The sequence below is a fragment of the Chelativorans intermedius genome, assembly GCF_025398255.1.
In the GTDB taxonomy this organism is placed as follows: domain Bacteria; phylum Pseudomonadota; class Alphaproteobacteria; order Rhizobiales; family Rhizobiaceae; genus Chelativorans; species Chelativorans intermedius.
Genome location: NZ_JAODNW010000021.1, coordinates 97,230 through 122,299 on the forward strand (window position 1 = coordinate 97,230; position 25,070 = coordinate 122,299).

The window sequence follows — 25,070 nt, forward strand, 5'->3', positions numbered from 1 at the left end:
GGATCTCCCGCATGGAACTGTGGATTCCCATCACCATCGCCGCTGCCTTCCTGCAGAATCTGCGCTCGGCGGCGCAGAAGCACCTCAAGGGCGTGATGGGCACGACGGGCGCCACCTTCGTGCGCTTCGGCTTCGGCCTGCCCTTCGCCCTCCTTTTCGTCCTTATCCTCCACTTCGGCGCGGGCTTTGCCTTCTCCCGCCCCAATGCGGCATTCCTCGGCTGGGTGCTGGTGGGCGGGCTGACGCAGATCGCCGCCCAGTTCCTGCTCATCCACCTCTTCTCGTTCCGCAACTTCGCCGTGGGAACCGCCTATTCGCGCACCGAGCCGGTGCAGGCGGCCGTTTTCGGACTTGTCTTCCTGGGCGAGCTGTCAGGCCCCGCAACGCTGCTTGCCATTGCCATCACCGTCGTGGGCGTGATGCTGATCTCCGTGGCGCATGCGCCGATGAGCTGGCGCAACCTGGCGGCCGGCCTTGGCAGCCGCAACGCGCTGATCGGCCTTGCCTCAGGCACCCTGTTCGGCGTTGCCGCCGTTTCCTACCGCGCTGCCTCCCTGTCGCTCGGACAGCCCAACTTCCTGATGCAGGGGGCGACGACGCTGCTTTTCACCATCGCCTTCCAGACGGTGCTCATGCTGGGCTGGATGCTGTGGCGGGACCGCGCGGAGATCGGCCGCATCGGCAAGGCGTGGAAACCTTCCCTCTTCGTCGGCCTGGTCGGTGCCACCGCCTCCCTCGGCTGGTTTACGGCGATGACGCTGCAACAGGCAGCGGTGGTCAAGGCGCTGGCGCAGATCGAGATGATCTTTACCTTCGCCTCCAGCGTCTGGTTCTTCCGCGAGACGATCAACCGTACGGAAGTCGCCGGCTGCCTGCTCATCGTGGCCGGCATCCTGGTTCTGGTGCTGGTATAGAGCGCGCCGCTATGAGCCTTCGAAAAGCGCCTTTGCGACCGTCAGCGCGAAGGACAGGCCAAGGAGGGCAAAACCGGTTCTGTACCACCAACGTTCCGTCGCGATCTCGCGCAATGCCCGCTTGAGGAGAGGTTTGGCCTGCTGGTCGAATGCGCTTGGAACCTTCAGTTCCAGCTGCAGGCGCTGCAGCTGCAGGAGTGTCCTGCGCGAATCGACGGATGAGATCGCCGGAACTGCCAATGCGACCGAACCGAAAAATCCCAGTAGGCCCGAGATGAGCGCGGCGCCGGAGCCGCTGAAAAGCATCTGAAGCAAGTTTCTCTCCTAGGGAACCGACTTGCCGGGCGAAGTGGCCGTGTCTTCGGCTGCGCCCTGCGCCTCCTCCGCATGGGCCTCGCGTGCCTGATCAAGAAGCCGCGTCATATCGGCACCGACATGCTCGACCTCCTCCCGCGAAAGTTCCGGCGCCACCGCCGCCACCACTTCATCGAGCACATGCGCAGAAACCCCCTTGTCTGCCGTCTCCTCAAGCGGTGCAGCCGTCATCATGATGGTGCGGTCGCAGGCTGCGGCATAGGCAAAAGCGAAATCGACCGAAGGCGCATGGTCGATCAATCCGCTTTCAACCTGCGATATCCGTGCCTGACTTACGCCGAGGCGCGCGGCAAGCTGCGCCTGTGTCAGCGCGGCATCCTTGCGCATTCCGGCGAGAAGCCGGGCAATATTGCGCGCGGCCCTGGTGCGCACGAGCGCCAGGCGCAGACGAGGATCGTTCTCGATCGACTGCAGTTCTTGATCGAAGCTCGTCATAGCAGGCTCCATCTGCGCACCCTTCCCCGCCCTATCCGCTCCCGCGCGCGATCCAGAAACGCCGATTGCGTGGACCGGGCCTGCGCCCGCAGGTCGAAGGTTTCCGAAACGACGAGCATGACGTCCCGGGTCTGCAGCCGGCCATCGCCCGGCACGGTCGCCGCCATGCGGAACTTATATTCCTGAAAGAGAAACAGATTGCCATGGCGCGACCACCGATCATGCGGGAGAAAACCGTTGTTCCTGATCTCGCTGAGCTCGTAAAAGCCACTGACGATCCCCGAACTCTTGTCGAAATCACCGGTATAGGCGTCTCGAAGAGAGCGAAGCTCATCGGCGGCGTCGAAATCGTCTCCATAGTAGACCCATACGGCCACGCCCACCCCCAGAATATAAGCTATAGCTTATAAATTATCCAGCCCTTTTCCCATCCGCGCAGCATAGCGCGCGGATCGATCCATGGGAACGACGATCAGGGAACGATGAGCGTGCCGGCGCCGTGTTCGGTAAAGAGCTCGAGCAGCACCGCGTGCGCCGTCTTGCCGTTGAGGATGACGACGCCCTCCACGCCCCGCTCGATGGCCTCGATACAGGTCTCAACCTTCGGGATCATGCCGCCGGAGATGGTGCCGTCGCGGATGAGGGCGCGCGCTTCCGACACCGTCAGCTCGTCGATGAGGTTCCCGCTCCTGTCGAGCACCCCGGGCACATCGGTGAGGAAGAGAAGCCGTGTCGCCTTCACCGCGCCGGCGATGGCGCCGGCGAAGGTATCGGCGTTGATGTTGTAGGTGTGGCCGTCACGGCCGGGCGCCACCGGGGCGATGACGGGAATCATCTCCGAGCGGGCAAGCAGGTCGAGAAGCGTGCGGTCGACCTCCACCGGCTCGCCGACGAAGCCCAGATCGAGCACCCGCTCGATGTTGGAATCGGGGTCGGTGACCGTCTTGTGCGCCTTCTGCGCAAAGACCATGTTGCCGTCCTTGCCGCACAGGCCGATGGCCCACTCGCCCTCGGCATTGATGAGGGCCACGATCTCCTTGTTGATGGAGCCGGCGAGCACCATCTCGACGATCTCCACCGTCTTGCGGTCTGTCACGCGCAGGCCGCTCTCGAACTTCGATTCGATGCCCATCTTCTTGAGCATCGCCGCGATCTGCGGCCCGCCGCCATGCACCACGATGGGGTTGACGCCGGACTGCTTGAGAAGCGCCACATCGCGGGCAAAGGCGCGGCCGAGCGCGGCATCGCCCATGGCATGGCCGCCATACTTCACCACCACGGTCTTGTTCTCGTAGCGCTGCATATAGGGCAGCGCCGCGGAAAGCAGGCGCGCCTGGGCCTCGGCGGTGGTCTCGGCAATCTCGCTCATGTGGCTGGTCCTCCATCGCTTGCCGCTCTCATAGCGCATTCGAGACGGCGCGCAAACGCCGCAATGCGCGCGGCCGCCACGCCCCTCACGGCCCATTGATTTGCAGGTGAGGCGCGAACGTTCCTATCCTGCCTGCAGACGAGAATGGAGATGACACCGATGAAACGCCGCAACTTCCTCTATGGCAGCGTGGGCGCGCTTGCCGCGCTGGCCGGCGGCACGTTCCTCCTGCGCGGCAGACCGGGCGCCGGCGCCATGGCCGAGACCTTCGAGATCACCAAGACGGAGGAGGAGTGGCGGGCGATCCTCACGCCGATGCAATATGCCGTGCTGCGCGAGGAGGCCACCGAAAGAGCCTTCACCAGCCCGCTCAACAATGAAAAGCGCGCCGGGCTTTACCATTGTGCGGGCTGCGACCTGCCCCTCTATTCCTCGGAAGCGAAATACGATTCGGGAACCGGCTGGCCGAGCTTCTGGGAATCGCTGCCCGGCGCCATCGGCACCAAGGAGGACCGTTCCTTCTTCATGGTGCGCACGGAGTGCCATTGCGCCCGCTGCGGCGGCCATCTCGGCCACATCTTCGATGACGGCCCGCCGCCCACGGGCAAGCGCCATTGCATCAACGGCGTGGCGCTGACCTTCCGGCCGAAAGAAGCGGCATAGGATGCCGCCATGGCCTCAACGCCGCCTCAACGATCCTGAACGGCACGGGCGACAGCCACGCGCAAATCGTCGATGCCCATCCCCTTCTCCGCCGAGGTGGCGAGGACCTCGGGATAGGCGGCGGGGCGTCTTGCGATGGCGCGTCGGGTTTCCTCCACCAGCCGGGAAACGGCGGGCGGCTTGATCTTGTCGGTCTTGGTGAGCACCACCTGGTAGGAGACAGCGGCGGAGTCGAGCAGGTCCATCACCTCCTCGTCGATCTTCTTCACGCCGTGGCGGGAATCGATCAGGAGATAGACACGCTTCAGCGTCACGCGGCCGCGCAGATAGTCGAAGACCAGCCTGGTCCACGCCTCGACCTGCGCCTTTGGCGCCTTGGCAAAGCCATAGCCCGGCATATCGACCAGCGCCATGGGGGGCAGACGAGCCCCCTCCCCGCCATAGCCGTCCGGCACGAAATAGTTGAGCTCCTGCGTGCGGCCCGGCGTGTTGGAGGTGCGGGCAAGGCCGCGGCGGCCCACCAAGGCGTTGAGAAGCGAGGACTTGCCCACGTTGGAGCGCCCGGCAAAGGCCACCTCCGGCGGCCCTTCCGGCGGCAGGAACTTCATCGCCGGCACACCGCGGATGAAGATCCACGGCTTCACAAACAGCCCGCCCTCCACGGGTTCGACGGCAACGCGCGTCATTCCGCCTTCTCCAGAAGGGCCAGATCGTTGCCGCGAATGGCGTCGAGATTGCGGGTGATCTTGTCGGCCGGCCAGTTCCACCAGGCGATCTTCAACAACCGGCGGATGGTGAGATCGTCGAAGCGCCTCTTCACCACCCGCGCCGGGTTGCCCGCCACCACCGCGTAGGCAGGCACGTCGTGGGTGACGACAGCGCGGCCGCCGACGATGGCGCCATCGCCGATGGTGACGCCGGGCATGATGACGGCGTCGAAGCCGATCCACACATCGTTGCCGATCACGGTGTCGCCGCGCATCTCGCGCCGCCAGGTCTCCTCGTCGAAGCCCTTCTCCCAGCCCTGGCCGAAGATGTTGAAGGGATAGGTGGAAAAGCCCGACAGGACGTGGTTTGCGCCGTTCATGATGAAGCGCGCGCCCTCGGCAATGGCGCAGAAGCGCCCGATGACGAGCCTGTCGCCGATGAACTCATAGTGATGCAGCACGCATTTTTCGGCGAAGAGGTCAGGGCCCTCGGGGTCGTCGTAATAGGTGTACTCGCCGATTTCGATGTTCGGCCGGTCGACGAGCGGCTTGAGGAAGCCGACGCGCGGATGCAGGTTGATCGGATGCTTGAGCTCGGGCTTCGGTCCGTGCATGGCGGGTCCTCCCTGATGGAGCGATGCGGCATGCCGATTGTCGCCGCGGGCGAAGCGACAGGCAAGGATGCACGAGCGGGAGGCGCGCCTCCCGCTACTCCGCCGGGTTGGGGTTCTTACTTCTTCGGAACAGGGCCACCAGATTGTCCCAAAGCTCGATCTTGGCGCCCTGGCGCTTCATGATGACGGCCTGCTGTATGATCGACAGCAGGTTGTTCCAGGCCCAGTAGATGACGAGCCCCGCCGGGAACGCAGCAAGCATGAAGGTGAAGACCACCGGCATCCAGGTGAAAATCATCGCCTGGGTGGGGTCCGGCGGCGTCGGGTTCATGCGCATCTGCAGGAACATGGTGATGCCCATGATGATGGGCCACACGCCGATCATCAGGAAGGAGGGCACGTCGTAGGGCAGAAGGCCGAACAGGTTGAAAATCGAGGTGGGATCCGGCGCCGACAGATCCTGGATCCAGCCGAAGAAGGGAGCGTGACGCATCTCGATGGTGACGTAGAGCACCTTGTAGAGCGCGAAGAAGACCGGAATCTGGATGAGGATCGGCCAGCAGCCGGCCAGCGGATTGATCTTTTCCTTCTTGTACAGCTCCATCATCGCCTGCTGCTGCTTCATCTTGTCATCCGCGTATTTCTCGCGGATCTCCAGCATGGCAGGCTGCACTTTCTTCATGTTCGCCATCGACTTGTAGGACTTGTTGGCGAGCGGGAAGAAGACCAGCTTGACGACCACCGTGGTGGCCAGGATGGCCAGGCCGAAATTGCCGAGCAGACGATAGAGCCAGTCGATGAGATAGAACATCGGCTTGGTGATGAAGTAGAACCAGCCCCAGTCGATGAGAAGCTCGAACTGGCGGATGCCGCGCTCCACCTCGTAGGAATCGATGACGTTGACCTCCTTGGCGCCGGCGAAGACCAGCGTCTCCACCGTGGCACTCGCCCCGTCGGCCACGGTCAGCGGATCGGACAGGAAATCGGCCTGATAACGCGGCCGGCCATCCGCGAAATGCGCATAGCGCGGCTGGAAATCGGTGCCGGCGCGCGGCACCATCGTCACCGCCCAGTACTTGTCGGTGATGCCCAGCCAGCCGTCACTGGACCTGCCGGGACGCACCGGCGCCTCCTCGACATCGGAATAGTCGATCTCCTGCAGCCCTTCCTCGCCAGTGACGCCGATCAGACCCTCATGCAGGATGTAGATGCCGGAGGTCTGCGGCCGGCCGAGGCGCGTCGTGCGGCCGTAGCTTTGCAGCGTTACGGGCGCGCCGCTGGCATTGCGCACCGTGTCGGAGACGGTGAACATGTAGTTCTCGTCCACCTCCACGATGCGCGTGAAGGTCAATCCCTTCTCGTTGGTGTAGGTGAGGGTGACGGGGCTCTGAGGGGTCAGCACCTCGCCCTCGGCCACCTGCCACACCGTGTCGGGGCCCGGCAGGCTGCCGAGATCCGGCGCGCCCACATAGCCGGTCTCCACATAGTAGCCATCGGCGAGGCTGGAGGGATTGAGCAGCCTGATGTTGGGCGAGTCGTCCTCCACCGTGACGCGATAGTCCTTGAGGAGCAGATCGTCGAGGCGTGCGCCACGCAGATTGATGGAGCCGGAAAGACGCGGCGTCTCGATGCGCACGCGCTGCCCGGCAGCCAGTGCCGCCTCGAGCGTGGCCGGGCCCGCCCCCTGCGCCGTCGAGCCGGGAACGGAAGCCGCCCCGCCCGCATCCGTCGCGCCGGGTGCGGGAACGTCTGCCGCCTGCCCGCCGGCACCCACGCCCGGCTGCGCCGCCTGCTCGGCTTCGATGCGGGCAGCCTCGCGCTCGGCCTCGATGCGCGGGTTGACATAGAGCATCTGCCACACGGTCAGGATGATCACCGACAGCGCGATCGTGATGAGGAGGTTGCGGTTGTTGTCCATGGGTGTCCCTAGCCCGTGCGTGCGGGTTTCTTGCCGCGAAAGCGGCGGGAAAGCTCGTCCTTCAGCGCCGAGAAGGGCGCGTCCAGTATCTCGCGCCTTCCCACGATCACATAGTCCGTGCCGGGCGCCATGTCACCGGCAGCGTGAACGCGAACGGCCTCGCGCAGGCGGCGGCGGATACGGTTGCGCTCCACGGCGTTGCCGACCTTCTTCGTCACCGTGATGCCAAGGCGCGGCGGGTTTGCGTCGCCGCGCTCCAGTACCTCAAGCAGAAAGAACGGCCCGCGCCGCCGCGTGCCGCGGCGCACCGCCAGGAACTCGGCACGCTTTCTGAGGCGCTCGGGCAATCTCTGCCGCGCCCGGCCTGCCAATGCCGAGGCCCCGTGCCGGCCACCTAGGCCGAAAGCCGCTTGCGGCCACGGCTGCGGCGGGCAGCAAGAACACGCTGGCCGCCCTTGGTGGCCATGCGCGCGCGGAAACCGTGCCGGCGCTTGCGGACGAGCTTGGAGGGCTGATAGGTGCGCTTCATTTATTTAATACCGCGGCGTGCGGCCCTTCTTCATTCTGTCTCAAGGAACAGGAGCGTTTGCGAACCGCCGGGACGCATGAAACCACGCGCCGGGCGGCTGGCCCGAACGTGCGGCGCTTATAAGAAGTGGGGTCGGGAAAGTCAATGAAGGGGAAAGGCCCGAAAGGCGAATTGCGAGGGACTGCGGGGGCGGGGCGCCGCCGCCGGCCCCGTGGCGCATTCGCCCCCGGCTTAATACGCCTGTTCCAGGAACACCGGCTCGATCGAGCCGCCCCAGCGCGTGCGAAAGGCGGTCAACAGCTCCTGGGCGCTGGTCGTGCCGCGGGCGACGATCTCCTCCAGGGGGGCGAGAAAGTCGCTCTCGTCGAAACCCTCGCGGTTGAGCCTGGCGCGGCGTTTCAGCCCCGCGCGGGAAATGGCCAGCACCTCGCGCGCCGTCTCGCGCAGCTCATGATTGCGGAAGCGCGCCGACAGCCCCTCGGCGGGCACCGCATCGCGCAGGGCGTTGACCTCCTCGAAGCTCCACCCTCCGGTCAGCTCCTCCGCCGCATCGAGCGCCGCCTCGTCGTAGAGCAGCCCGACCCAGAAGGCGGGCAGCGCACAGATGCGCCGCCACGGACCGCCGTCGGCACCGCGCATTTCCAGAAAGCGCTTCAGCCGCACATCGGGGAACAGGGTGGACAGGTGGTTGGCCCAGTCGCCCATGGTGGGCGTGCCGTCGGGCACGGTGTCGCGCAGCGCCCCGCCCATGAACTGGCGGAAGGTGACATGGGTGCAGTCGTAGTAGCGCCCTTCACGGATGACGAAATACATCGGCACGTCGAGCGCCCACTCCACATAATCGGCAAAGCCGAAGTCCGGCCGGAAGACGAAGGGCAGAAGACCGGCGCGCTGGTTGTCCGTGTCGCGCCAGATCTCGGCACGCCAGGACTGGAAGCCGTTGGGCGCCCCGTCGGTGAAAGGCGAATTGGCAAAGAGCGCGGTGGCCAGCGGCTGCAGCCGGGTTGCCACCTGCATCTTGCGGCGCATGTCGGCCTCGGACGAGAAGTCGAGATTCACCTGGATGGTGCAGGTGCGGTACATCATGTCCAGCCCGTGGCGGCCCACCTTCGGCATGTAGGCGGTCATGATGTCGTAGCGCGACTTGGGCATTTTCGGCGTCTGCGACAGCAGCCATTTGGGGCTGGCGCCCAGCCCGAGGAAGCGGATGCCCAGCGGCTCTGCGATCTCGCGAAGCTGCGCCAGATGCGCGTTGCTCTCCCGGCAGGTCTGATGCAGCGTTTCGAGGGCCGCCCCCGAAAGCTCGAACTGGCCGCCGGGCTCCAGCGAGATGGCGCCCTGCCCCGTCGGCCCGACAAGGCCGATGATGCGCCCGGCATCTTCGATGGCGTCCCAGCCGAGCAGGCGCTGCATGCCTTCCAGCAGGACGCGGATGCCGCGCGGCCCCTCATAGGGCACGGGCAGGTTTCCATCGACATAGAAGGGAAACTTCTCATGCTCGGTGCCGATGCGCCAGGCGTCCTTCGGCTTGCAGCCGGAAGCGAGATAGGCGACCAGCTCCTCAACGGCTTCAATCGGCCGGCTGTCGGTCGTATCTCGCGCCATGGTCCTCTCCGGGCCTGTCTCAGAAGCACCGCCTGATTGGCGAAGTCGCAGGCGGCAATCAAGCGAAAAGTTCTGAAGGCGTCTTCAGGCCGGCGCCTCCTCCCGCCAGTCGCCGGCCACGGCCTGGATGAGCGCCAGGGCAGCGACAGCGGCGGTGTCGGCGCGCAGGATGCGCGGCCCCAGGGGTATGGGCACCACGAAGGGCAGCGCGCGCAGCATCTCCCTTTCCGCCTCCGAAAACCCGCCTTCCGGCCCTACCAGAAGGCCAAGCCTGGCGCCCTTCAGCCCGCCCAGCGCCGCCAGGGGGTCGTTGGTGGGCGCATCCTCGTCGCAGAAGACGAGACGCCTGTCGGCCTCCCAGCCAGCCAGAAGCCGGTCGAGCTTGACAGGCGTGTGCACGGTGGGCAGCGACAGCACGCCGCACTGCTCTGCCGCCTCGATCACATTTGCTTGAAGGCGCGGCAGGCCGAGCCTGGGCACCTGCGTGTGCTGGGTGAGGACCGGCTGCAGATGCCCGACCCCCATTTCCACCGCCTTCTGCACCAGATAGTCGAGACGGCCCTGCTTGAGCGGCGCAAAACAGTAGAGCAGGTCGCCGGCCGGCGTCTGGGCCCGTGTCTGCTCCCTCACCGTCAGGCGTACGGCCTTCTTTGAAAGAGCGGCGATCTCGGCCAGCCATTCGCCGTCGCGCCCGTTGAAGACCAGCAGCCCATCGCCCTCGCGCATCCGCAGGACATGGGCCAGATAATGCGCCTGTTCGCGCGCGGTTTCCACCTGCGCGCCGCCGCCCAGATCGTCGGGCACATAGAGCCGTTGCATCCGGTAGTTCGCTCGCATGGGCGCTTGATGCGCCGGCCGAAGGTTGCGGTCAAGCCCGCGCCGTGGGGTGCCAGACGGGACGATAGCCGGTGCGCAGGGCGGCGACCGTGGAGGGCGGGGTGAGCAAGGCCAAGGGACCGGGCAGCCCGTCGGCCCCGTGCGGCGGGCCGTAGCCGCCAAAATCCCACGGCAGAAGATGCCCGCGATAAAGCGCATAGGCCCGACCGGCCGATTCGAGCATTGTGCCATCCGGCAGGGTGGGAAGCTGTACAACCTCCACCGGCAGAACCGGGCCGCCGCAGGCGCGGCGTTCGCCGTGAAGCCGCGCGTCGATCTCGCCGGCCCGCGCCCGGTCGCCAGCTCCCGCCGCAAAGCAGCGGGCAAAATGGAGTGCCCTTTCGCGCCGGCAAAAGAAGCAGGGGCGATGGCCGGCGGCCAGCGCCGTCACCTCGTCGAGAAAGAAGAGCTCGGTCCAGCCGGCGCCGCCATTGCGGCCGTTGCGGCCCATCACGTCGCGGCGGCGGCCGTCGAGGGCGAGTGCGCACACGATCCATGCCCTGGTGGTCCACCGGCGGGTGCGCAGCGTGCGGGTGCGGGGATCATGGAGGATGCCGCGATTGCCGGTAAAGAGGCCGCGCGCGGCAACCGCGTGGATGTCACCGAAGGGATCGACACGATTTTGAAGCGGCATCTGTCTTTTCCCTCCCGACAGCGCACCGGCAAAGGCGTGGATTGTCACGGACTGCCTCTTGCCTTTTTGCGTGCGGTGCAGCATTGAGCGGCCGCTCCGGGCCGCCCCGGAGAACCGAATGATAACCATTGCCATTCTATGCTTGTTTGCGGAATGGGGGAAACGACATGAGCCCGATACGCGTCGCCGTGCTGTCCTTGATGATGCTTACCGCCGTGGCGGCGAGCGGCGCGGGGATCTATGCCGCCACCGCCTCCAGCGGCGATCAGGCGCACGACGGCTACGGCATCACCAGCTTCGCGCGGTAGGCCCTTATCCAGACTCCTGAAGCAGGCGCTTGCGCTGCCCTTCGACCATGAGGGCGCTCAGCCGTCCGCTGTAGAAAGCGCCGGTGTCCAGGTTGACGCGATTGGGCCGAATCTCCGGCGCGGGCACCGGAGTGTGGCCGTGCACGATCACCTTCGGGTGAAGCCCTTCGTGACGGTGGAAGGTTTCGCGTATCCACACCAGATCCTCCGGCGTCTGCGCATCGAGCGGCACGCCGGGGCGGATGCCGGCGTGGCAGAAGAAGAAATCGCCGAAGGAGACCGACAGCTTCAATCCGCGCAGAAAGGCGAGATGCGCGTCGGGGATGGCTGCCTGCAGGGCGGCGTGGCCGCGGACGAGGGCGTCGTCGTGGGAAAACTGCAGATCGACGCCATAGGAACGCGCCGTGGCAGCCCCGCCATTGTTGGCGAACAGCCCGTCTGCGGCGGGAGCAGCCAGAAAATCCAGAAGGCCGATGTCGTGGTTGCCGGCGAGCGCGAGAATGCGCGGCTCGCTTCGCGCCGCATGGCACAGGAAATCCAGCACCTGGCGCGTGGCAGGACCTTGGTCGACATAGTCGCCCAGATAGATGATGCGCCAGTCGGCCGGCCGATCATGCATGATCTCAGCCATGATGCGCCGATGCATCCGCGACATCAGTTCGTGGCAGCCGTGAACGTCTCCCACCGCATAGAGGCGCATGCCTTCGGGCGCGGCCGCCTGCTCGAAATGGATGCCCTCATGCGCCATCGACCACGATCAGATGCAGCGCCCGCGGCCCGTGCGCGCCGAGCAGCAATGTCTGCTGAATGTCGGCGGAACGCGACGGGCCGGTGATCAGATTCAGCGTGCGCGGCATCTTTCCCTTGCCGAATGCCTGCCGCAGTCTGGAGAGCACCGTCTCCAGATCGCCGGCAATGTCGCTCGCATTGACGACAACGATATGATGCTCGGGCAGGAAATTGACAGTGGTCGGGTTGTCGGCGCCGGAATACAGCGCCACGGTGCCCGTCTCCGCAATGCCGGCCAGGGCGTGGCTCACGCCAACCGCATCCTCGGGATCGGCCGGGCCATGCCGCACCTCGAGGGCGCGCACAGCCGCCCATGGCATGGCCTTCAGGCGCTCATCCGCGCCCATGCGCACCGCCGCCGGCAGGTTCCTGGCGCGCAGATAGGCAGAGACCGCGCGCGGCACATCGTCGGCCTTCTTCACCCGCTTGACGGTGGCCGAAACCTTTTCCGCCATCTCGCAGAACAGCGCCACCTTCGCCTTCTGCGGGCGCTGGCCGCGCGCCGGCACCACGCCGACGGGCGCCTCGGCAAGGCGCCGCTCGACCTGGCTGCGGCGCTCCGCATCGCCGGGTGCGGCGCCGAGGGAGGTGCGGATCCTGTTCAAGATCGCATCGCGCGCGTTCATGGACGTGCCTCCTGCCTCGCGGCATCCCGGTCGCGCCATTGCTGCAGAAAGGTGCGGCTTTCGGGGGCCGGCAGGTCGCGGTGCCGCGTCCAGCCGCCGGCAAGCGGCAGGCGACGAAAACGTCCGCGCCGCCGGCCCAGCCGCGACAGCACCGGAATCGCCAGCGATACGGCCAGACGGTAAAGCCGCGGGCGGCGGGCGAAGAAGGCCCACGCCCTCAGTCCGTAACGCTGGGCGGCGGGGTTCAGACCGCGCGAGAACTCCCGCTCGCGCCAGTGGCGCATCATTCTGGGCAGCGGGATGTGCATGGGGCAGACGGCCTCGCAGCGCCCGCAGAAGGTGGAGGCATTGGGCAGGTGACCAGCCTTGTCCACACCGATGAGCGAGGGCGTGAGAACGGCCCCCATGGGACCGGGATAGACCCAGCCATAGGCGTGGCCGCCCACGGCGTGATAGACCGGGCAATGGTTCATGCACGCTCCGCAGCGGATGCACCTGAGCATGTCCTGAAACTCGGTGCCGAGCATGGCGGAACGGCCGTTGTCGAGCAGGACGACGTGATATTCCTCCGGGCCGTCGGGGTCGCCCTCGCGGCGCGGCCCCGTGGACACGGTGGTGTAGACGCTCATGTCCTGGCCGGTTGCGGAGCGGGCGAGCACCCGCAGGATCTGGCTCATGTCCTCCATGGTGGGCACGATCTTCTCGATCGAGGCGACCACCACATGCACCCGCGGCAGGATCTGCGTGAGGTCGCCGTTGCCCTCATTGGTGACGATGACGGAGCTTCCCGTCTCGGCCACCAGGAAGTTGGCGCCGGTGATCCCCACATCGGCGGCAAAATACTGGGAGCGCAGCACCCGCCGCGCCTCGGCCAGCAGCGACTCAGGCTCCGAGAGATCGCGGGCCACCGGCAGGTGGTCGTGAGCGCGGCGGAAATCGGCTTCCACCTGGTCCCGGGTCAGATGCACCGCCGGGGCGATGATGTGGCTGGGATGCTCGCCGCGAAGCTGGATGATATATTCGCCGAGATCGGTCTCGACGGGGCGGATGCCCTCCTTTTCCAGAAAGGCGTTGAGGCCGATCTCCTCGGTGATCATGGACTTGCCCTTGGTCACCGTGCGCGCGCCAGCGGCGCGGCATATCTCCAGGATGACGGCGCGCGCATCGGCCGCCGTCGGCGCCCAGTGCACGTACCCGCCCGCGGCCTTCACCTTCTCCTCATAGGCTTCCAGATAAAGGTCGAGATGGGCCAGCGCGTGATCCTTGATGGCGCGGGCCGAATCGCGCAGGGCGTCGAACTCCGGCAGGGCGTCCACCGCCTTCTGCCGCTTGTCGATGAAACCCAGGCGCACATGGCCCAGCGCCTTCTGCAGGTCGGGATTGGCGAGCGCGCCGCGCGCGTTCTCCTTGAAGGCCGGCGAAGTGATCTGCATCAGCGCCCTCCCTCGCCGATGGCCGGGCCATCGTCCATGCCGGCCAGCACCTCCGCCACGTGGCGCACCCTGACCGCATTGCCCTGGCGCTGCAGCTTGCCGGCCATGTTCATCAGGCAGCCCAGATCGCCGGCAAGCAGCGTCTCGGCGCCGCTGGCGGCGATGTTGGCGGCCTTTTCCTCCACGATCTTGTTGGAGATGTCGGAATATTTCACGCAGAAGGTGCCGCCGAAGCCGCAGCACACATCGGCATCCTTCATCTCCCTGAGCTCCAGCCCCTCGACCGAGGAGAGCAGGCGGCGCGGCTGCGCGGCGATGCCGAGCTCGCGCAGGCCGGAGCAGGAATCGTGATAGGTCACGCTGCCCACGTGGGCAGCGCTCACCCTCTCCATGCCCATCACGTCGACGAGGAAGCTCGTCAGCTCGTGCACCCTGGCGCTGAACGCCGCGGCGCGCGCCTCCCAGGCATCGCCCTTGAAAAGCGCCGGATAGTGCTTCCTGAGCATGCCTGCACAGGAGCCGGAGGGCGCGACGACATAGTCGTAGTCCTCGAAGGTCTCGATGGTGGTCCTGGCAATCGCCACCGCGTCCTCGCGGTCGCCGGAGTTGTAGGCGGGTTGGCCGCAGCAGGTCTGCGCCATGGGCACCTCCACCTCGCAGCCCGCCTCCTCGACGAGCTTCACGGCGGCAAATCCCACCGTGGGGCGGAAGAGATCGACCAGACAGGTGACAAAAAGGCCGACGCGCGGCTTCTGGGGCGTTTCCTGTTTCAAGGCTCTTTCCTGTTCATGAACCGGCCGCAGCGGGCCTGCGGTTTGGCTTGCGCTGGCCGGCGCGCTGGCGCAGGCGCAGCGTGGCGATACGCTCCCACTCGCCGGTGCGCTCGGCCTCGGCGCTCTTCTTCTCCATATAGGCGATGTGGGCCACGGCGGCGGCGCGCGCCGCCGCCGGATCGCCGTCGCGAATGGCATGGAAGATCGCCCGGTGCTGGGCGAGCAGCTCCTCGCGGGCGCCCGGCAGATCGTAGATGCGCGCACGGCTGACGAAAACGCCATCGGCCAGAAGCCTGTAGCAGGAGCGCAGCGTGTGCAGGAGCACGAAATTGTGGGCGCACTCGCCGACGGCATTGTGAAACTCGACGTCGATCTCCGCCTCCGCGTCGAAATCCGCCGCGGCGTGGGCGTGCTCCATGCGGGCGACGATGTCGGCGAGCAGGGCCTTGTCGGCCGGGGTGGCCCGGCGGGCCGCCATTTCGGCGGCCACGGCCTCCACCTCGCGGCGATACTCCAGATAGTCGGCCGTGGCCTTCGGATGGGTGGCGATGAGCTCACGCATCGGCGGGGCGAAGACCTCTCCGACGATGTTGGCCACATGCGTGCCGCCGCCCTGGCGGGAAACGAGAAGGCCCCGCGCCTCCAGCGCCTTCAGCGCGTCGCGCAGGATGGGGCGGGAGACGTTCATCTCCGCCGCCAGCTCCCTCTCGCCGGGCAGCCGATCGCCATCGCGCAGCACGCCCTGAAGAATGAGCCCCTCGATCTGGCGCACCACGGCATCGGCCGTGCGGGCATGCTCGATCCTGGAGTAGATGCTGGTCACGATGAAGCCCGGCCCCATTTTCCGCGGCACGCAGTCTAGCGAGATTGACGAAGATTGGTCAAATGTTTTAACCAATTTTGGCGAGATAGAGGCGGGTGCGGTGCCGCGGCGCCGGACCATCCGCCTTCGACCCACGGGAGCGCATCTCCATGTCCACGCCAAGGATGCCCGAGCTCAACGCCGCCACCCTTGAAAGGCGCGAGGAGATCGTCGCCGACATGCGCATCATCGTGCCCGGCGAGGGCGTGGTCGAGAGCGAGGCGGAAATGCGCGCCTTCGAGAGCGACGGGCTGACGGCCTATCGCCAGCTTCCGATGGTCGTCGTGCTGCCCGAGACGGTGGCGCAGGTCTCGCGCATCCTGAAATACTGCCACGAGCGCAACATCCGCGTCGTGCCGCGGGGCTCCGGCACCTCGCTGTCGGGCGGCGCGCTGCCGCTCGGCGATGCCGTGCTCCTGGTGATGAGCCGTTTCAACCGCATCCTCGAGATCGACTTCGCCAACCGCGCCGTGGTGGCGCAGCCGGGGGTGACCAATCTGGGCATCACCCGCGCCGTGGAGCATGAAGGCTTCTACTATGCGCCCGACCCGTCCTCGCAGATCGCCTGTTCCATCGGCGGCAATGTGGCGGAAAACTCGGGCGGTGTGCACTGCCTGAAATACGGGCTGACGGCCAACAACATTCTCGGCGTCGAAATGGTGCTGATGACCGGTGAGGTGATACGCTTGGGCGGCAAGCACCTGGATGCGGAAGGCTACGACCTGCTCGGTCTCATGACCGGCTCGGAGGGGCTGCTGGGCGTCGTCACCGAGGTGACCGTGCGCATCCTGAGGAAGCCGGAGACGGCACGCGCCATGCTGATCGGCTTTCCCTCCAGCGAGCAGGCCGGGCAATGCGTGGCCGAGATCATCGCCGCCGGCATCGTGCCCGCTGGCATGGAGATGATGGACCGGCCGGCAATCCATGCCGCGGAGGACTTTGTCCATGCCGGCTATCCGCTCGATGTGGAGGCGCTCCTGATCGTCGAGCTCGACGGGCCGCAGGCGGAGGTGGACCACCTCATCGAACGTGTGGGCGAGATCGCCCGCCGGAACGGCGCCACCACCAGCCGCGTGTCGAACTCGGAGGAGGAGCGCGCCGCATTCTGGGCCGGACGCAAGGCGGCCTTCCCCGCCGTGGGGCGCATCTCGCCCGACTATTACTGCATGGACGGCACCATCCCGCGCAAGGAGCTGCCGCGGGTGCTCGCCGGCATGCGCACGCTCTCGGAAAAATACGGGCTGCGGGTGGCGAACGTCTTCCACGCAGGCGACGGCAACCTGCACCCGCTCATCCTCTACGATGCCAACAAGCCCGGGGAGCTGGAGAAGGCGGAGGCCTTCGGCGCCGACATCCTGCGGCTGTGCGTGCGGGTGGGAGGCGTGCTGACCGGAGAGCACGGCGTGGGGGTGGAAAAGCGCGACCTGATGCCGGAGATGTTCACCGAGGAGGACCTGAACCAGCAGATGCGCGTCAAATGCGCCTTCGACCCGAACCACCTGCTCAACCCCGGAAAGATGTTTCCGCAGCTTCACAGATGCGCCGAGCTCGGCCGCATGCACATCCACCGCGGGCAGATGCCGTTCCCGGATCTGGAGAGGTTTTGACACGTGCTCTCCCAGCGGATCGAACGGACCAGCCCGGAGGGGATCGCGGATGGCGCAACGGCCGTCTTCAAGAGGCGTGCGGAACGGGATCCGGCCTGGGGCGTGGGCGAACGGCCGTCGCCGAGGGGCAGGCGCCTTTCCAAGCTGCGCGGAGAGACACGTTGACCACCTTCATCCCCGGCACTTCGGCCGAAGTGCACGAAATCGTGCGATGGGCCGCAGCGGAGGAAACACCGCTCGAAGTCATCGGCCACGGCACGAAACAGGGCATCGGCAGGCCGGTGCAGGCGGAGCATACGCTTGATCTTTCCAGGCTTGCGGGCGTGACGCTCTACGAGCCGGAGGAGCTGGTGCTTGCCGCCAGGGCCGGCACGCCGCTGGCCGAGGTGGAGGCGCTGCTTGCGCGGCATGGCCAGCGGCTCGCCTTCGAGCCGATGGACTATGGCCCGCTCCTGGGCGGCAAGGCCGGACGCGGCACGCTGGGCGGGGTGCTGGGGGCAAACCTGTCCGGCCCCCGGCGCATCGCGGCGGGGGCGGCGCGCGATCACATCCTGGGCATCGACGCCGTGTCGGGGCGGGGCGAGGCGTTCAAGTCCGGCGGACGGGTGGTCAAGAATGTCACCGGCTACGACCTTTCCAAGGGGCTCGCCGGTTCGTGGGGCACGCTCGCCGTCGTTACCGACCTCGTCTTCAAGGTGCTGCCGGCGGCAGAAACGGAAAGAACGCTCGCCATTGCCGGTCTCGACGACGCGCAGGCAGCAGCCGCCATGGCCGAGGCCATGGGATCGGACGGCGAGGTCTCGGGCGCCGCGCACCTGCCGGAAGGAGTGATCGGGCGCTTCCTCGACGGCGGGTTCTCCGGCGGTCCGCGCACGGTGCTGCGCGTGGAGGGCTTCGGCCCGTCGGTGGCCTACCGCGTGGAGCGCCTGGGAAGGCGCATGAAGGCACACGGGGCTGTCGAGGTTCTGGAAGAGGCCCAGTCGCGCCGCCTGTGGCGGGAGATCCGCGACTGCCGGCCCTTTGCCGACGGGACGGACGCGCCGGTCTGGCGCGTCTCCATGGCGCCCATGGCGGGGCACCGCATGCTCGACGCCTTCCGCCGCGCGGCCGGCGCCAACGCCTATTACGACTGGCAAGGCGGGCTGCTGTGGCTGCGCATGGAGGCGGAGCCGAAGGCCGAAACCCTGCGCACGCTGATCGCCCGCTGCGGCGGCGGCCATGCCACGCTGGTGCGCGCCACGCCGGCGCTGCGCGCGGCGGTGTCCGTTTTTCAGCCGCAGCCGCCGGCGCTCGTGGCGCTCTCGGCGCGGCTCAAGGCGCAGTTCGATCCGCGCAACATTCTCAATCCGGGGCGGATGGCCGTGGCTTGAGCGCGTGATAAGGTGTCGTCGCCACTCGAATCTGGGAGACCATGATGAGCGAAACCAACCCGCAAGCCCCCCAAACCCGCAAGACCGACGGCTGGCTGGAGCCCGGCCCTGCCAACATCCAGGTCATCTACATTCTCTATCTGGTCGGTTTCGTCATCGGCATTTCGGTGCTGGTGGGCATCGTGCTGGCCTACATGAACCGCGGCAAGTCCGAGGAATGGGTGGAAACCCACTATACCTGGGCGATCCGCACCTTCTGGATCGGCCTTCTCTTCGGCTTCGTCTCGGCGCTTCTCATGGTGGTGGGCATCGGCTTCCTGCTCATGCTCGCCGTCGCCATCTGGGCGGTGGTGCGCATCGTCATCGGCCTGCAGGCGGTAAGCCGCCGCGAGCCGATCAAGAACCCCCAGAGCTGGGTCCTGTAACGTCCGATGCAGACCAATTTCACGCCCCGGCAGCTCGACGATCCGCAAATCGCGCATTCGGAACGGATCCTGCGCAAATGCGTGCATTGCGGATTCTGCCTGGCGACGTGTCCGACCTATGTCGAGCTCGGCAACGAGCTCGACTCCCCGCGCGGGCGCATCTATCTCATCAAGCAGATGCTGGAGAACGACAGGCCGGCGGACCGGGAGACGGTGACGCATATCGACCGCTGCCTTTCCTGCCTGTCCTGCATGACCACATGCCCCTCGGGCGTCAACTACATGCATCTCGTCGACCACGCCCGCGCCCATATCGAGAAGACCTACCGCAGGCCCCTGCCCGACCGGCTGACGCGGGCAATGCTGGCACGCGTGCTGCCCTATCCCGGCCGCTTCCGCCTCGCGCTGCGGCTGGCGGGCCTCGGACGGCCCTTCCTGCCGCTGCTGCGCGCCGTGCGCGGGCTGAGGCCGATGGCGGCCATGCTGGAGCTGGCGCCGCAGCGCCTGCCGCGCGTCGCGGACGACCTGGCGGCCGCCCCGCCGCAGAATGCGCAAAGGGGCCGCGTCGCGCTGCTTGCCGGCTGCGCGCAATCGGTGCTCGATCCCGGAATCAACCAGGCCGCCAGGCGGCTGCTTTCCCGCCTCGGCATCGCGGTGGTCGCGGCGCCGGGAGAAGGCTGCTGTGGGGCGCTCGTCCACCACATGGGGCGGGAGGCGGAGGCGCTCGACTTCGCGCGCCGCAATGTCGATGCGTGGATGCGGGTGATCGAGAACGGCGGGCTCGACGCCATCCTGATCACCGCTTCGGGCTGCGGCACCACCATCAAGGACTACGGCCATATGCTGCGGCTCGATCCGGACTATGCCGAAAAGGCAGCGCGGGTGTCGGCGCTTGCCAGGGACATCACGGAATATCTCGCCAGGCTCGACCTGCCGGAGCCCTCCGTAAGACCGGGGCTGACGATCGCCTATCACTCGGCCTGCTCCATGCAGCACGGGCAGCGCATCACCGGCGCGCCGCGCGCGCTTCTCGAACAGGCAGGCTTCGTCGTGCGCCAGCCGGCGGAGGGGCATCTGTGCTGCGGCTCGGCCGGCACTTACAACATCCTGCAGCCCGATATCGCGCGGCGCCTGCGTGCCCGCAAGGTGAAGAACATCGAGGCGACGGGGGCCGTGGCCGTGGCCGCCGGCAATCTCGGCTGCATGACGCAGATCGCCTCGGGCACCGAGCTGCCGGTGGTGCACACGGTGGAACTGCTCGACTGGGCCTATGGCGGGCCGAAACCCGCCGGCTTGCCGCAGGCGCGGGTGAGCGCCGCCGTGGCCGCCGAGTAGGACGACCGGCCCGCCCTGCGCGCGCCGCGAACGGAAAAGGCGGCATCCCCCTCCGAGATGCCGCCTTCGTCCCGGCCTGGCCGGGCCGTCCCCCTCCTTTGAAGCCGATGGCTCAGATGACCACCACCTTGGCGCCCACCGGGACGCGCTCGTAAAGCTCGATCACATCCTCGTTGCGCATGCGGATGCAGCCGGACGACACGGCCTTGCCGATGGTCCAGGGCGCGTTGGTGCCGTGGATGCGATACAGGGTGGAGCCGAGATAGAGCGCGCGCGCACCCAGCGGATTCTGCGGTCCGCCGGGCATGTGCGCCGGCAGGATGCGGCCCTTCTTTCTCTCGCGCTCGATCATCGCGGCGGGCGGGCGCCAGTCCGGCCATTCCCGCTTGGCCGTGACCCTGTGCGTGCCTGCCCACTCGAAGCCGGGCTTGCCGACGCCGACGCCATAGCGGCGGGCCTTGCCGCCCTCCAGCACCAGATAGAGAAAGCGCTGGTTCGTATCGACGACAATGGTGCCCGGCGCGTGCGGGCCGTCATAGGCGACCTCCTGCGGCAGAAACCTGGGGTCGATGCCCTCCGGCACCGGCTGCGGCCGCGGTGCGACCGCCGCCTGGCGCACCTGCCGCTCGGCCTGCGGCGGCACGGGCTGGCGGGAAGCGGGGCGGTGGACGGCGCGCCATTCCTCGCGCGTCGGGCGCACGTGCCGGACCGCCGGCTGGCGTCCCTCTGGAGGGCGCCGAAGCTGCAACACCCAGGGGGCGGAGAGATCCGGGCTGACGAGCACCGGCGGACGTTCCACATAGCGGCCCTGCGCCAGGGCATCGAAGGACACGACCAGCGCGCCGACCAGACCGGCGACACACATCAGGAACCTCATCGAACACGCTCCTTCCATTCCTCTTTCACACCGTGAGCGGCGTTTGTCAGGATGCTGCGCGCGGGAGGCGAGAGAATCGTGAATCGGGCTCGATAAAATGCAATATTCCGCCAAAACCCTCCGGTGTGGTTATCGGGCGGTTCAGAGGACTGGTGAACGGCGCGTTAAGGCCGCAAAGGATGGAGAACGAATGAACGGCGAGAAAACCGGGCTTATCGTGGGCGAGGACGGCAAGGCACGCTGCTTCTGGCATGCCGGCCTGCCGGACTACCTTGCCTATCACGACGAGGAATGGGGCCGGCCGGTGGCCGACGACCGACGGCTGTTCGAGAAGCTGTGCCTCGAGGGCTTCCAGTCCGGCCTTTCTTGGCTGACCATCCTGAGAAAGCGGGAGAATTTCCGCGAAGCGTTCGAGGGCTTCGACTTCGAGCGGGTTGCCCGCTTCACCGAGGCGGATGTGGAGCGGCTGCTCGGCAATGCCGGCATCGTGCGCCATGCCGGCAAGATCCGTTCCACCATCAACAATGCCCGCCGCGCCATCGAGCTGTGCGAAAAGGAGGGCTCTCTGGCCGCCTATTTCTGGCGCCACGAGCCGCGCCCGCAGGAGCGGCCGGCCCGGCTCGACTACGCCACGCTGGTCAAGCTCGGCAAGACCGAGGTCTCGACCCGCATCTCCAAGGACCTCAAGAAGCGCGGCTGGAGCTTCGTCGGCCCCACCACCGTCTATGCCTTCATGCAGGCCATGGGCCTGGTCAACGACCATATCGAGGGCTGCGCGCTGCGCGCCGTGGTGGAGGAAGAGCGCCGGCGCTTCCAGCGCCCCGTCTGATCGACAGGCCGGCTCACCCCTCGGGCGGCAGGGGCTCCACCGTGAAGCGCTCGCGATAGACGATGTAGAGCCCGGCCGCCACGGTGACGACGATGCCGAGGGCGGCCAGCCCGTTTGGCAGGTCGCGGAAGACCAGCCAGCCGATCAGCGTGGCGAAGGGGATTTCCAGATACTGGATCGGCGCCAGCGTGGCCGAAGGGGCAAAGCGCAGGGACCACGTCATCAACAGGTGCGAAAACGTTCCCAGAACGCCGACGGCCACGAGCAGCAGCGCCTCGCGGCCATCGGGCACGACGAAACCGAACCCCGGCAGGCCGGCCCCTCCGGCCAGGAGCAGGACGGCGGCGAGCCCGGCCGTCCCCATCACGCCGCTAACCCCCTGCAGGACAAGGGGTTCGACATCGCGCGCAATCTGCCGGGTAACGAGGATGTAGAGCGAGAAGAACACGGCCACGGCCAGCGGCAGCAGGGCTGGCGGCCCCACGACGGCAAAGCTCGGCTGGATGACGAGAAGCGTGCCCGCAAAGCCCGCCACACAGGCCAGAAGCCGGCGCGGACCCACCTCCTCCTTCAGCACCATGCGCCCCAGCACCAGCAGGATGAAGGGCATGACATAGGCAATGGCCACGGCATCGGCCAACGGCAGAAAACGCAGCGAGGTGAACATCGCCGCAAGACCCAGGATCTGCAGCACGGTGCGCAGCGCAGCCAGCCACATCATGCTGGGCGCAAGCGCCAGGCTGGCGGGCGCCATCGGCAGAACGAGCAGCGCCTGCACGGCAAAGCGCACGAGAAGAAGCTGCAGAAGCGGGATCGTCTCGCCCAGAAGCTTGGCGGTGGCATCGCTCAAGGGCGCCAGCGCACAAAACCCGATCATCAGAGAGATGCCGACGAGCGGCCGGTCGGCGGGCACTGCACGCGACTTCAGCATCCAGCCAGGTCCTCCTGCCTTGACTCTGGCGGGCACCCTCACTATTTGCCCCCTGTTAGCACTCTCCTCGGGTGAGTGCTAACGCGGTTTCCGCCCGTCGCGGTGGACAACAAGCCCATTTCATCGTCGTAATCAAGGGTTCATCGATATGGCCAAGACGAATTTTCGCCCGCTTCATGACCGTGTGGTCGTTCGCCGGGTCGAATCCGAGGAGAAGACGGCTGGCGGGATCATCATTCCCGACACGGCCAAGGAGAAGCCGCAGGAGGGCGAGGTCATCGCCGTCGGCTCCGGCGCGCGCGACGAGACCGGCAAGATCGTTCCGCTGGACGTGAAGGAGGGGGACCGGGTGCTCTTTGGCAAGTGGTCCGGCACCGAGGTCAAGCTCAATGGCGAGGAACTCCTGATCATGAAGGAGTCCGACATCATGGGCATCATCGGCTGAAGCCCCCGTCCCATCGAAACCGAAGGTTAACAGGTTTGCACCGCAAACCCAGGAGCTAGAAGAACATGGCAGCAAAAGACGTAAAGTTTTCCCGCGATGCGCGCGAGCGCATGCTCAGGGGCGTCAATATCCTCGCCGACGCGGTGAAGGTCACGCTCGGGCCCAAGGGCCGCAATGTCGTGCTCGACAAGTCGTTCGGCGCGCCGCGCATCACCAAGGACGGCGTGACCGTCGCCAAGGAGATCGAGCTTGAGGACAAGTTCGAGAACATGGGCGCGCAGATGGTGCGCGAGGTGGCCTCGAAGACCAATGACATCGCTGGCGATGGCACGACCACGGCCACCGTTCTGGCCCAGGCCATCGTGCAGGAAGGCGCCAAGGCGGTTGCCGCCGGCATGAACCCGATGGATCTGAAGCGCGGCATCGACCTGGCCGTTTCCGAGGTCGTGGAGTATCTCGCCAAGGCGTCCACCAAGATCAAGACCTCCGAGGAGGTGGCCCAGGTGGGCACGATTTCCGCCAATGGCGAGAAGGAAATCGGCCAGATGATCGCCGAGGCCATGCAGAAGGTTGGCAATGACGGCGTGATCACCGTCGAGGAGGCCAAGACCGCCGAGACCGAGCTCGAGGTGGTCGAGGGCATGCAGTTCGACCGCGGCTATCTCTCCCCCTATTTCGTCACCAATGCCGAGAAGATGGTGGCGGAGCTGGAAGACGCCTACATCCTGCTGCACGAGAAGAAGCTGTCCAACCTGCAGGCGCTGCTTCCGGTTCTGGAGAGCGTGGTGCAGTCCTCCAGGCCGCTGCTCATCATCGCCGAGGACGTGGAAGGCGAGGCGCTGGCGACCCTGGTGGTCAACAAGCTGCGCGGCGGCCTCAAGATCGCTGCCGTGAAGGCGCCGGGCTTCGGCGACCGCCGCAAGGCCATGCTTGAGGACATCGCCATCCTGACCGGCGGCCAGGTGATCTCCGAAGATCTCGGCATCAAGCTCGAGAACGTCACGCTCGACATGCTGGGCCGCGCCAAGAAGGTCTCCATCACCAAGGAGAACACCACCATCGTGGACGGCGCTGGCAAGAAGGAAGAGATCGAGGGCCGCGTCGCCCAGATCAAGCAGCAGATCGAGGAGACCACCTCCGACTATGACCGCGAGAAGCTGCAGGAGCGGCTGGCGAAGCTGGCCGGCGGCGTCGCGGTGATCCGCGTCGGCGGTGCGACCGAGGTCGAGGTGAAGGAGCGCAAGGACCGCGTCGACGATGCGCTGAACGCCACCCGCGCGGCGGTCGAGGAAGGCATCGTGCCCGGCGGCGGCGTGGCGCTTCTGCGTGCCTCCACGGCCATCAAGGCCAAGGGCGAGAATGCCGATCAGGATGCCGGCATCAACATCGTGCGCCGCGCCGTGCAGGCCCCGGCACGCCAGATTGCCACCAATGCGGGCGACGAGGCGTCCATCGTGGTCGGCAAGATCCTGGAGAGCGACAAGGTCACCGTCGGCTACAACGCCCAGACCGGCGAATATGGCGACATGATCGCCTTCGGTATCGTCGATCCCATGAAGGTGGTGCGCACCGCGCTGCAGGACGCCGCCTCCGTGGCCGGCCTCCTGATCACCACCGAGGCCATGGTCGCCGAGCTGCCGAAGAAGGAATCCTCCACCCCCGCCATGCCCGGCGGCGGCATGGGCGGCATGGACTTCTAAGACCATCCGTCTTGCGGATACGAGAAAGGGCGCCTTCGGGCGCCCTCAGACCGCTGACAAACCCCTGGCTTTGGCCGGGGGTTTTTGATTCACTGGGTCATGTTGAAGCGACCCGCCCCTG

29 protein-coding genes are annotated in these 25,070 nt (G+C 66.7%); 10 read left to right on the plus strand and 19 right to left on the minus strand.

The genetic code is table 11. From position 1 onward, the window contains the following. Window positions 1-11: 11 nt before the first annotated feature. Window positions 12-914, plus strand: coding sequence for a DMT family transporter (locus NYR58_RS15660; protein WP_261522053.1), 903 nt, complete (start codon window positions 12-14; stop codon window positions 912-914). A 9-nt stretch (window positions 915-923) separates the two neighbouring features. On the opposite strand, the gene NYR58_RS15665 is transcribed toward NYR58_RS15660, so the two are convergent. The 4 genes from NYR58_RS15665 to argB all read right to left on the minus strand — a co-directional run bounded on the left by NYR58_RS15665 (window position 924) and on the right by argB (window position 3,093). After that, window positions 924-1,229 (minus strand): hypothetical protein, encoded by a 306-nt coding sequence (locus NYR58_RS15665; RefSeq protein WP_261522054.1) that lies wholly within the window; start codon window positions 1,227-1,229, stop codon window positions 924-926. A 9-nt stretch (window positions 1,230-1,238) separates the two neighbouring features. Further along, window positions 1,239-1,724 carry a helix-turn-helix domain-containing protein gene (locus tag NYR58_RS15670; RefSeq protein WP_261522055.1) on the minus strand — a complete coding sequence of 162 codons (486 nt, stop codon included), beginning with the start codon at window positions 1,722-1,724 and terminating at the stop codon, window positions 1,239-1,241. Next, window positions 1,721-2,101, minus strand: a complete 381-nt coding sequence (locus NYR58_RS15675; protein WP_261522056.1) for a hypothetical protein — start codon at window positions 2,099-2,101, stop codon at window positions 1,721-1,723. Before NYR58_RS15675 ends, NYR58_RS15670 begins: the two co-directional genes overlap by 4 nt. Before the next feature lie 95 nt (window positions 2,102-2,196). After that, window positions 2,197-3,093, minus strand: coding sequence for an acetylglutamate kinase (argB, locus tag NYR58_RS15680; RefSeq protein ID WP_261522057.1), 897 nt, complete (start codon window positions 3,091-3,093; stop codon window positions 2,197-2,199). Between the two features lie 159 nt (window positions 3,094-3,252). Here argB and msrB point away from each other — a divergent pair, with 159 nt between their 5' ends. Then, window positions 3,253-3,756: a peptide-methionine (R)-S-oxide reductase MsrB gene (gene msrB, locus NYR58_RS15685; RefSeq protein ID WP_261522058.1), complete on the plus strand. Its 504-nt coding sequence runs from the start codon at window positions 3,253-3,255 to the stop codon at window positions 3,754-3,756. Between the two features lie 26 nt (window positions 3,757-3,782). Here msrB and yihA read toward each other — a convergent pair whose 3' ends face one another. From yihA to NYR58_RS15725, 8 genes are all read right to left on the minus strand, one after another. Continuing rightward, window positions 3,783-4,442: a ribosome biogenesis GTP-binding protein YihA/YsxC gene (gene yihA, locus NYR58_RS15690; protein WP_261522059.1), complete on the minus strand. Its 660-nt coding sequence runs from the start codon at window positions 4,440-4,442 to the stop codon at window positions 3,783-3,785. Then, window positions 4,439-5,077, minus strand: coding sequence for a CatB-related O-acetyltransferase (locus NYR58_RS15695; protein ID WP_261522060.1), 639 nt, complete (start codon window positions 5,075-5,077; stop codon window positions 4,439-4,441). The genes yihA and NYR58_RS15695 overlap by 4 nt, the downstream gene beginning before the upstream one ends. Window positions 5,078-5,171: 94 nt before the next feature. Continuing rightward, window positions 5,172-6,995 (minus strand): membrane protein insertase YidC, encoded by a 1,824-nt coding sequence (gene yidC / locus NYR58_RS15700; RefSeq protein ID WP_261522061.1) that lies wholly within the window; start codon window positions 6,993-6,995, stop codon window positions 5,172-5,174. An 8-nt stretch (window positions 6,996-7,003) separates the two neighbouring features. Further along, window positions 7,004-7,366 (minus strand): ribonuclease P protein component, encoded by a 363-nt coding sequence (gene rnpA / locus NYR58_RS15705; RefSeq protein ID WP_261522062.1) that lies wholly within the window; start codon window positions 7,364-7,366, stop codon window positions 7,004-7,006. Window positions 7,367-7,389: 23 nt separating this feature from the next. After that, window positions 7,390-7,524 (minus strand): 50S ribosomal protein L34, encoded by a 135-nt coding sequence (gene rpmH, locus NYR58_RS15710; protein ID WP_261522063.1) that lies wholly within the window; start codon window positions 7,522-7,524, stop codon window positions 7,390-7,392. Between the two features lie 231 nt (window positions 7,525-7,755). After that, window positions 7,756-9,129 (minus strand): glutamate--cysteine ligase, encoded by a 1,374-nt coding sequence (locus NYR58_RS15715; RefSeq protein WP_261522064.1) that lies wholly within the window; start codon window positions 9,127-9,129, stop codon window positions 7,756-7,758. Between the two features lie 84 nt (window positions 9,130-9,213). Continuing rightward, window positions 9,214-9,966 (minus strand): 16S rRNA (uracil(1498)-N(3))-methyltransferase, encoded by a 753-nt coding sequence (locus NYR58_RS15720; protein WP_261522065.1) that lies wholly within the window; start codon window positions 9,964-9,966, stop codon window positions 9,214-9,216. A gap of 31 nt (window positions 9,967-9,997) precedes the next feature. Next, complete coding sequence (locus NYR58_RS15725; protein ID WP_261522066.1) at window positions 9,998-10,639, minus strand: hypothetical protein; 642 nt, start codon at window positions 10,637-10,639, stop codon at window positions 9,998-10,000. 167 nt (window positions 10,640-10,806) lie between these two features. Between NYR58_RS15725 and NYR58_RS15730 the strand changes: the two genes are divergently transcribed. Beyond that, the gene (locus tag NYR58_RS15730) at window positions 10,807-10,947 is read left to right on the plus strand and encodes a hypothetical protein (RefSeq protein ID WP_261522067.1); all 141 of its coding nucleotides are present in this window, start codon (window positions 10,807-10,809) and stop codon (window positions 10,945-10,947) included. 4 nt (window positions 10,948-10,951) lie between these two features. Here NYR58_RS15730 and NYR58_RS15735 read toward each other — a convergent pair whose 3' ends face one another. The 5 genes from NYR58_RS15735 to NYR58_RS15755 are packed head-to-tail and all read right to left on the minus strand — an operon-like array spanning window position 10,952 to window position 15,391. Continuing rightward, window positions 10,952-11,695 (minus strand): metallophosphoesterase, encoded by a 744-nt coding sequence (locus tag NYR58_RS15735; RefSeq protein ID WP_261522068.1) that lies wholly within the window; start codon window positions 11,693-11,695, stop codon window positions 10,952-10,954. After that, the gene (locus tag NYR58_RS15740) at window positions 11,685-12,362 is read right to left on the minus strand and encodes a LutC/YkgG family protein (protein ID WP_261522069.1); all 678 of its coding nucleotides are present in this window, start codon (window positions 12,360-12,362) and stop codon (window positions 11,685-11,687) included. Before NYR58_RS15740 ends, NYR58_RS15735 begins: the two co-directional genes overlap by 11 nt. Further along, window positions 12,359-13,795 (minus strand): LutB/LldF family L-lactate oxidation iron-sulfur protein, encoded by a 1,437-nt coding sequence (locus NYR58_RS15745; protein ID WP_261522070.1) that lies wholly within the window; start codon window positions 13,793-13,795, stop codon window positions 12,359-12,361. Before NYR58_RS15745 ends, NYR58_RS15740 begins: the two co-directional genes overlap by 4 nt. Then, window positions 13,795-14,568 (minus strand): (Fe-S)-binding protein, encoded by a 774-nt coding sequence (locus NYR58_RS15750; RefSeq protein ID WP_261522071.1) that lies wholly within the window; start codon window positions 14,566-14,568, stop codon window positions 13,795-13,797. Before NYR58_RS15750 ends, NYR58_RS15745 begins: the two co-directional genes overlap by 1 nt. Before the next feature lie 13 nt (window positions 14,569-14,581). Beyond that, on the minus strand, window positions 14,582-15,391 hold the full coding sequence (locus tag NYR58_RS15755; protein ID WP_261522090.1) for a FadR/GntR family transcriptional regulator: 810 nt from the start codon (window positions 15,389-15,391) through the stop codon (window positions 14,582-14,584). A gap of 149 nt (window positions 15,392-15,540) precedes the next feature. Here NYR58_RS15755 and NYR58_RS15760 point away from each other — a divergent pair, with 149 nt between their 5' ends. The 4 genes from NYR58_RS15760 (at window position 15,541) to glcF (ending at window position 20,167) form a co-directional block, all read left to right on the plus strand. Then, window positions 15,541-17,037: an FAD-linked oxidase C-terminal domain-containing protein gene (locus NYR58_RS15760; protein WP_261522072.1), complete on the plus strand. Its 1,497-nt coding sequence runs from the start codon at window positions 15,541-15,543 to the stop codon at window positions 17,035-17,037. Between the two features lie 161 nt (window positions 17,038-17,198). Next, complete coding sequence (gene glcE / locus NYR58_RS15765; protein ID WP_261522073.1) at window positions 17,199-18,407, plus strand: glycolate oxidase subunit GlcE; 1,209 nt, start codon at window positions 17,199-17,201, stop codon at window positions 18,405-18,407. A 44-nt stretch (window positions 18,408-18,451) separates the two neighbouring features. Further along, window positions 18,452-18,832, plus strand: coding sequence for a DUF4870 family protein (locus NYR58_RS15770; RefSeq protein ID WP_261522074.1), 381 nt, complete (start codon window positions 18,452-18,454; stop codon window positions 18,830-18,832). A gap of 6 nt (window positions 18,833-18,838) precedes the next feature. Continuing rightward, window positions 18,839-20,167, plus strand: coding sequence for a glycolate oxidase subunit GlcF (gene glcF / locus NYR58_RS15775; protein WP_261522075.1), 1,329 nt, complete (start codon window positions 18,839-18,841; stop codon window positions 20,165-20,167). Between the two features lie 112 nt (window positions 20,168-20,279). On the opposite strand, the gene NYR58_RS15780 is transcribed toward glcF, so the two are convergent. Next, window positions 20,280-21,044 carry a L,D-transpeptidase gene (locus tag NYR58_RS15780; RefSeq protein WP_261522076.1) on the minus strand — a complete coding sequence of 255 codons (765 nt, stop codon included), beginning with the start codon at window positions 21,042-21,044 and terminating at the stop codon, window positions 20,280-20,282. A 190-nt stretch (window positions 21,045-21,234) separates the two neighbouring features. Between NYR58_RS15780 and NYR58_RS15785 the strand changes: the two genes are divergently transcribed. Next, a complete protein-coding gene (locus tag NYR58_RS15785; protein ID WP_261522077.1) occupies window positions 21,235-21,873 on the plus strand; it encodes a DNA-3-methyladenine glycosylase I in 639 nt (212 codons plus the stop codon). Between the two features lie 13 nt (window positions 21,874-21,886). Here the strand turns inward: NYR58_RS15785 and NYR58_RS15790 are convergent, their stop codons facing one another. Continuing rightward, window positions 21,887-22,804 carry a DMT family transporter gene (locus tag NYR58_RS15790; protein WP_261522078.1) on the minus strand — a complete coding sequence of 306 codons (918 nt, stop codon included), beginning with the start codon at window positions 22,802-22,804 and terminating at the stop codon, window positions 21,887-21,889. 148 nt (window positions 22,805-22,952) lie between these two features. Here NYR58_RS15790 and groES point away from each other — a divergent pair, with 148 nt between their 5' ends. Both groES and groL read left to right on the plus strand, forming a co-directional pair. Then, entirely contained in the window at window positions 22,953-23,249 is a 297-nt protein-coding gene (groES, locus tag NYR58_RS15795; RefSeq protein ID WP_261522079.1) for a co-chaperone GroES, read from the plus strand. A gap of 65 nt (window positions 23,250-23,314) precedes the next feature. After that, a complete protein-coding gene (gene groL, locus NYR58_RS15800) occupies window positions 23,315-24,949 on the plus strand; it encodes a chaperonin GroEL (protein WP_261522080.1) in 1,635 nt (544 codons plus the stop codon). The last annotated feature ends 121 nt before the right edge of the window (window positions 24,950-25,070 follow it).

Coding starts and splice junctions, on each gene's coding strand:
- msrB (WP_261522058.1), top strand. CDS start 3,253: ATGAAACGCCGCAACTTCCTCTATGGCAGCGTGGGCGCGCTTGCCGCG.
- groES (WP_261522079.1), top strand. CDS start 22,953: ATGGCCAAGACGAATTTTCGCCCGCTTCATGACCGTGTGGTCGTTCGC.
- NYR58_RS15695 (WP_261522060.1), bottom strand. CDS start 5,077: ATGCACGGACCGAAGCCCGAGCTCAAGCATCCGATCAACCTGCATCCG.
- glcF (WP_261522075.1), top strand. CDS start 18,839: ATGCAGACCAATTTCACGCCCCGGCAGCTCGACGATCCGCAAATCGCG.
- groL (WP_261522080.1), top strand. CDS start 23,315: ATGGCAGCAAAAGACGTAAAGTTTTCCCGCGATGCGCGCGAGCGCATG.
- NYR58_RS15790 (WP_261522078.1), bottom strand. CDS start 22,804: ATGCTGAAGTCGCGTGCAGTGCCCGCCGACCGGCCGCTCGTCGGCATC.
- NYR58_RS15720 (WP_261522065.1), bottom strand. CDS start 9,966: ATGCGAGCGAACTACCGGATGCAACGGCTCTATGTGCCCGACGATCTG.
- NYR58_RS15745 (WP_261522070.1), bottom strand. CDS start 13,795: ATGCAGATCACTTCGCCGGCCTTCAAGGAGAACGCGCGCGGCGCGCTC.
- argB (WP_261522057.1), bottom strand. CDS start 3,093: ATGAGCGAGATTGCCGAGACCACCGCCGAGGCCCAGGCGCGCCTGCTT.
- NYR58_RS15780 (WP_261522076.1), bottom strand. CDS start 21,044: ATGAGGTTCCTGATGTGTGTCGCCGGTCTGGTCGGCGCGCTGGTCGTG.
- yihA (WP_261522059.1), bottom strand. CDS start 4,442: ATGACGCGCGTTGCCGTCGAACCCGTGGAGGGCGGGCTGTTTGTGAAG.
- yidC (WP_261522061.1), bottom strand. CDS start 6,995: ATGGACAACAACCGCAACCTCCTCATCACGATCGCGCTGTCGGTGATC.
- NYR58_RS15725 (WP_261522066.1), bottom strand. CDS start 10,639: ATGCCGCTTCAAAATCGTGTCGATCCCTTCGGTGACATCCACGCGGTT.
- NYR58_RS15760 (WP_261522072.1), top strand. CDS start 15,541: ATGTCCACGCCAAGGATGCCCGAGCTCAACGCCGCCACCCTTGAAAGG.
- NYR58_RS15785 (WP_261522077.1), top strand. CDS start 21,235: ATGAACGGCGAGAAAACCGGGCTTATCGTGGGCGAGGACGGCAAGGCA.
- NYR58_RS15740 (WP_261522069.1), bottom strand. CDS start 12,362: ATGAACGCGCGCGATGCGATCTTGAACAGGATCCGCACCTCCCTCGGC.
- NYR58_RS15735 (WP_261522068.1), bottom strand. CDS start 11,695: ATGGCGCATGAGGGCATCCATTTCGAGCAGGCGGCCGCGCCCGAAGGC.
- NYR58_RS15660 (WP_261522053.1), top strand. CDS start 12: ATGGAACTGTGGATTCCCATCACCATCGCCGCTGCCTTCCTGCAGAAT.
- NYR58_RS15670 (WP_261522055.1), bottom strand. CDS start 1,724: ATGACGAGCTTCGATCAAGAACTGCAGTCGATCGAGAACGATCCTCGT.
- rpmH (WP_261522063.1), bottom strand. CDS start 7,524: ATGAAGCGCACCTATCAGCCCTCCAAGCTCGTCCGCAAGCGCCGGCAC.
- NYR58_RS15715 (WP_261522064.1), bottom strand. CDS start 9,129: ATGGCGCGAGATACGACCGACAGCCGGCCGATTGAAGCCGTTGAGGAG.
- NYR58_RS15770 (WP_261522074.1), top strand. CDS start 18,452: ATGAGCGAAACCAACCCGCAAGCCCCCCAAACCCGCAAGACCGACGGC.
- NYR58_RS15730 (WP_261522067.1), top strand. CDS start 10,807: ATGAGCCCGATACGCGTCGCCGTGCTGTCCTTGATGATGCTTACCGCC.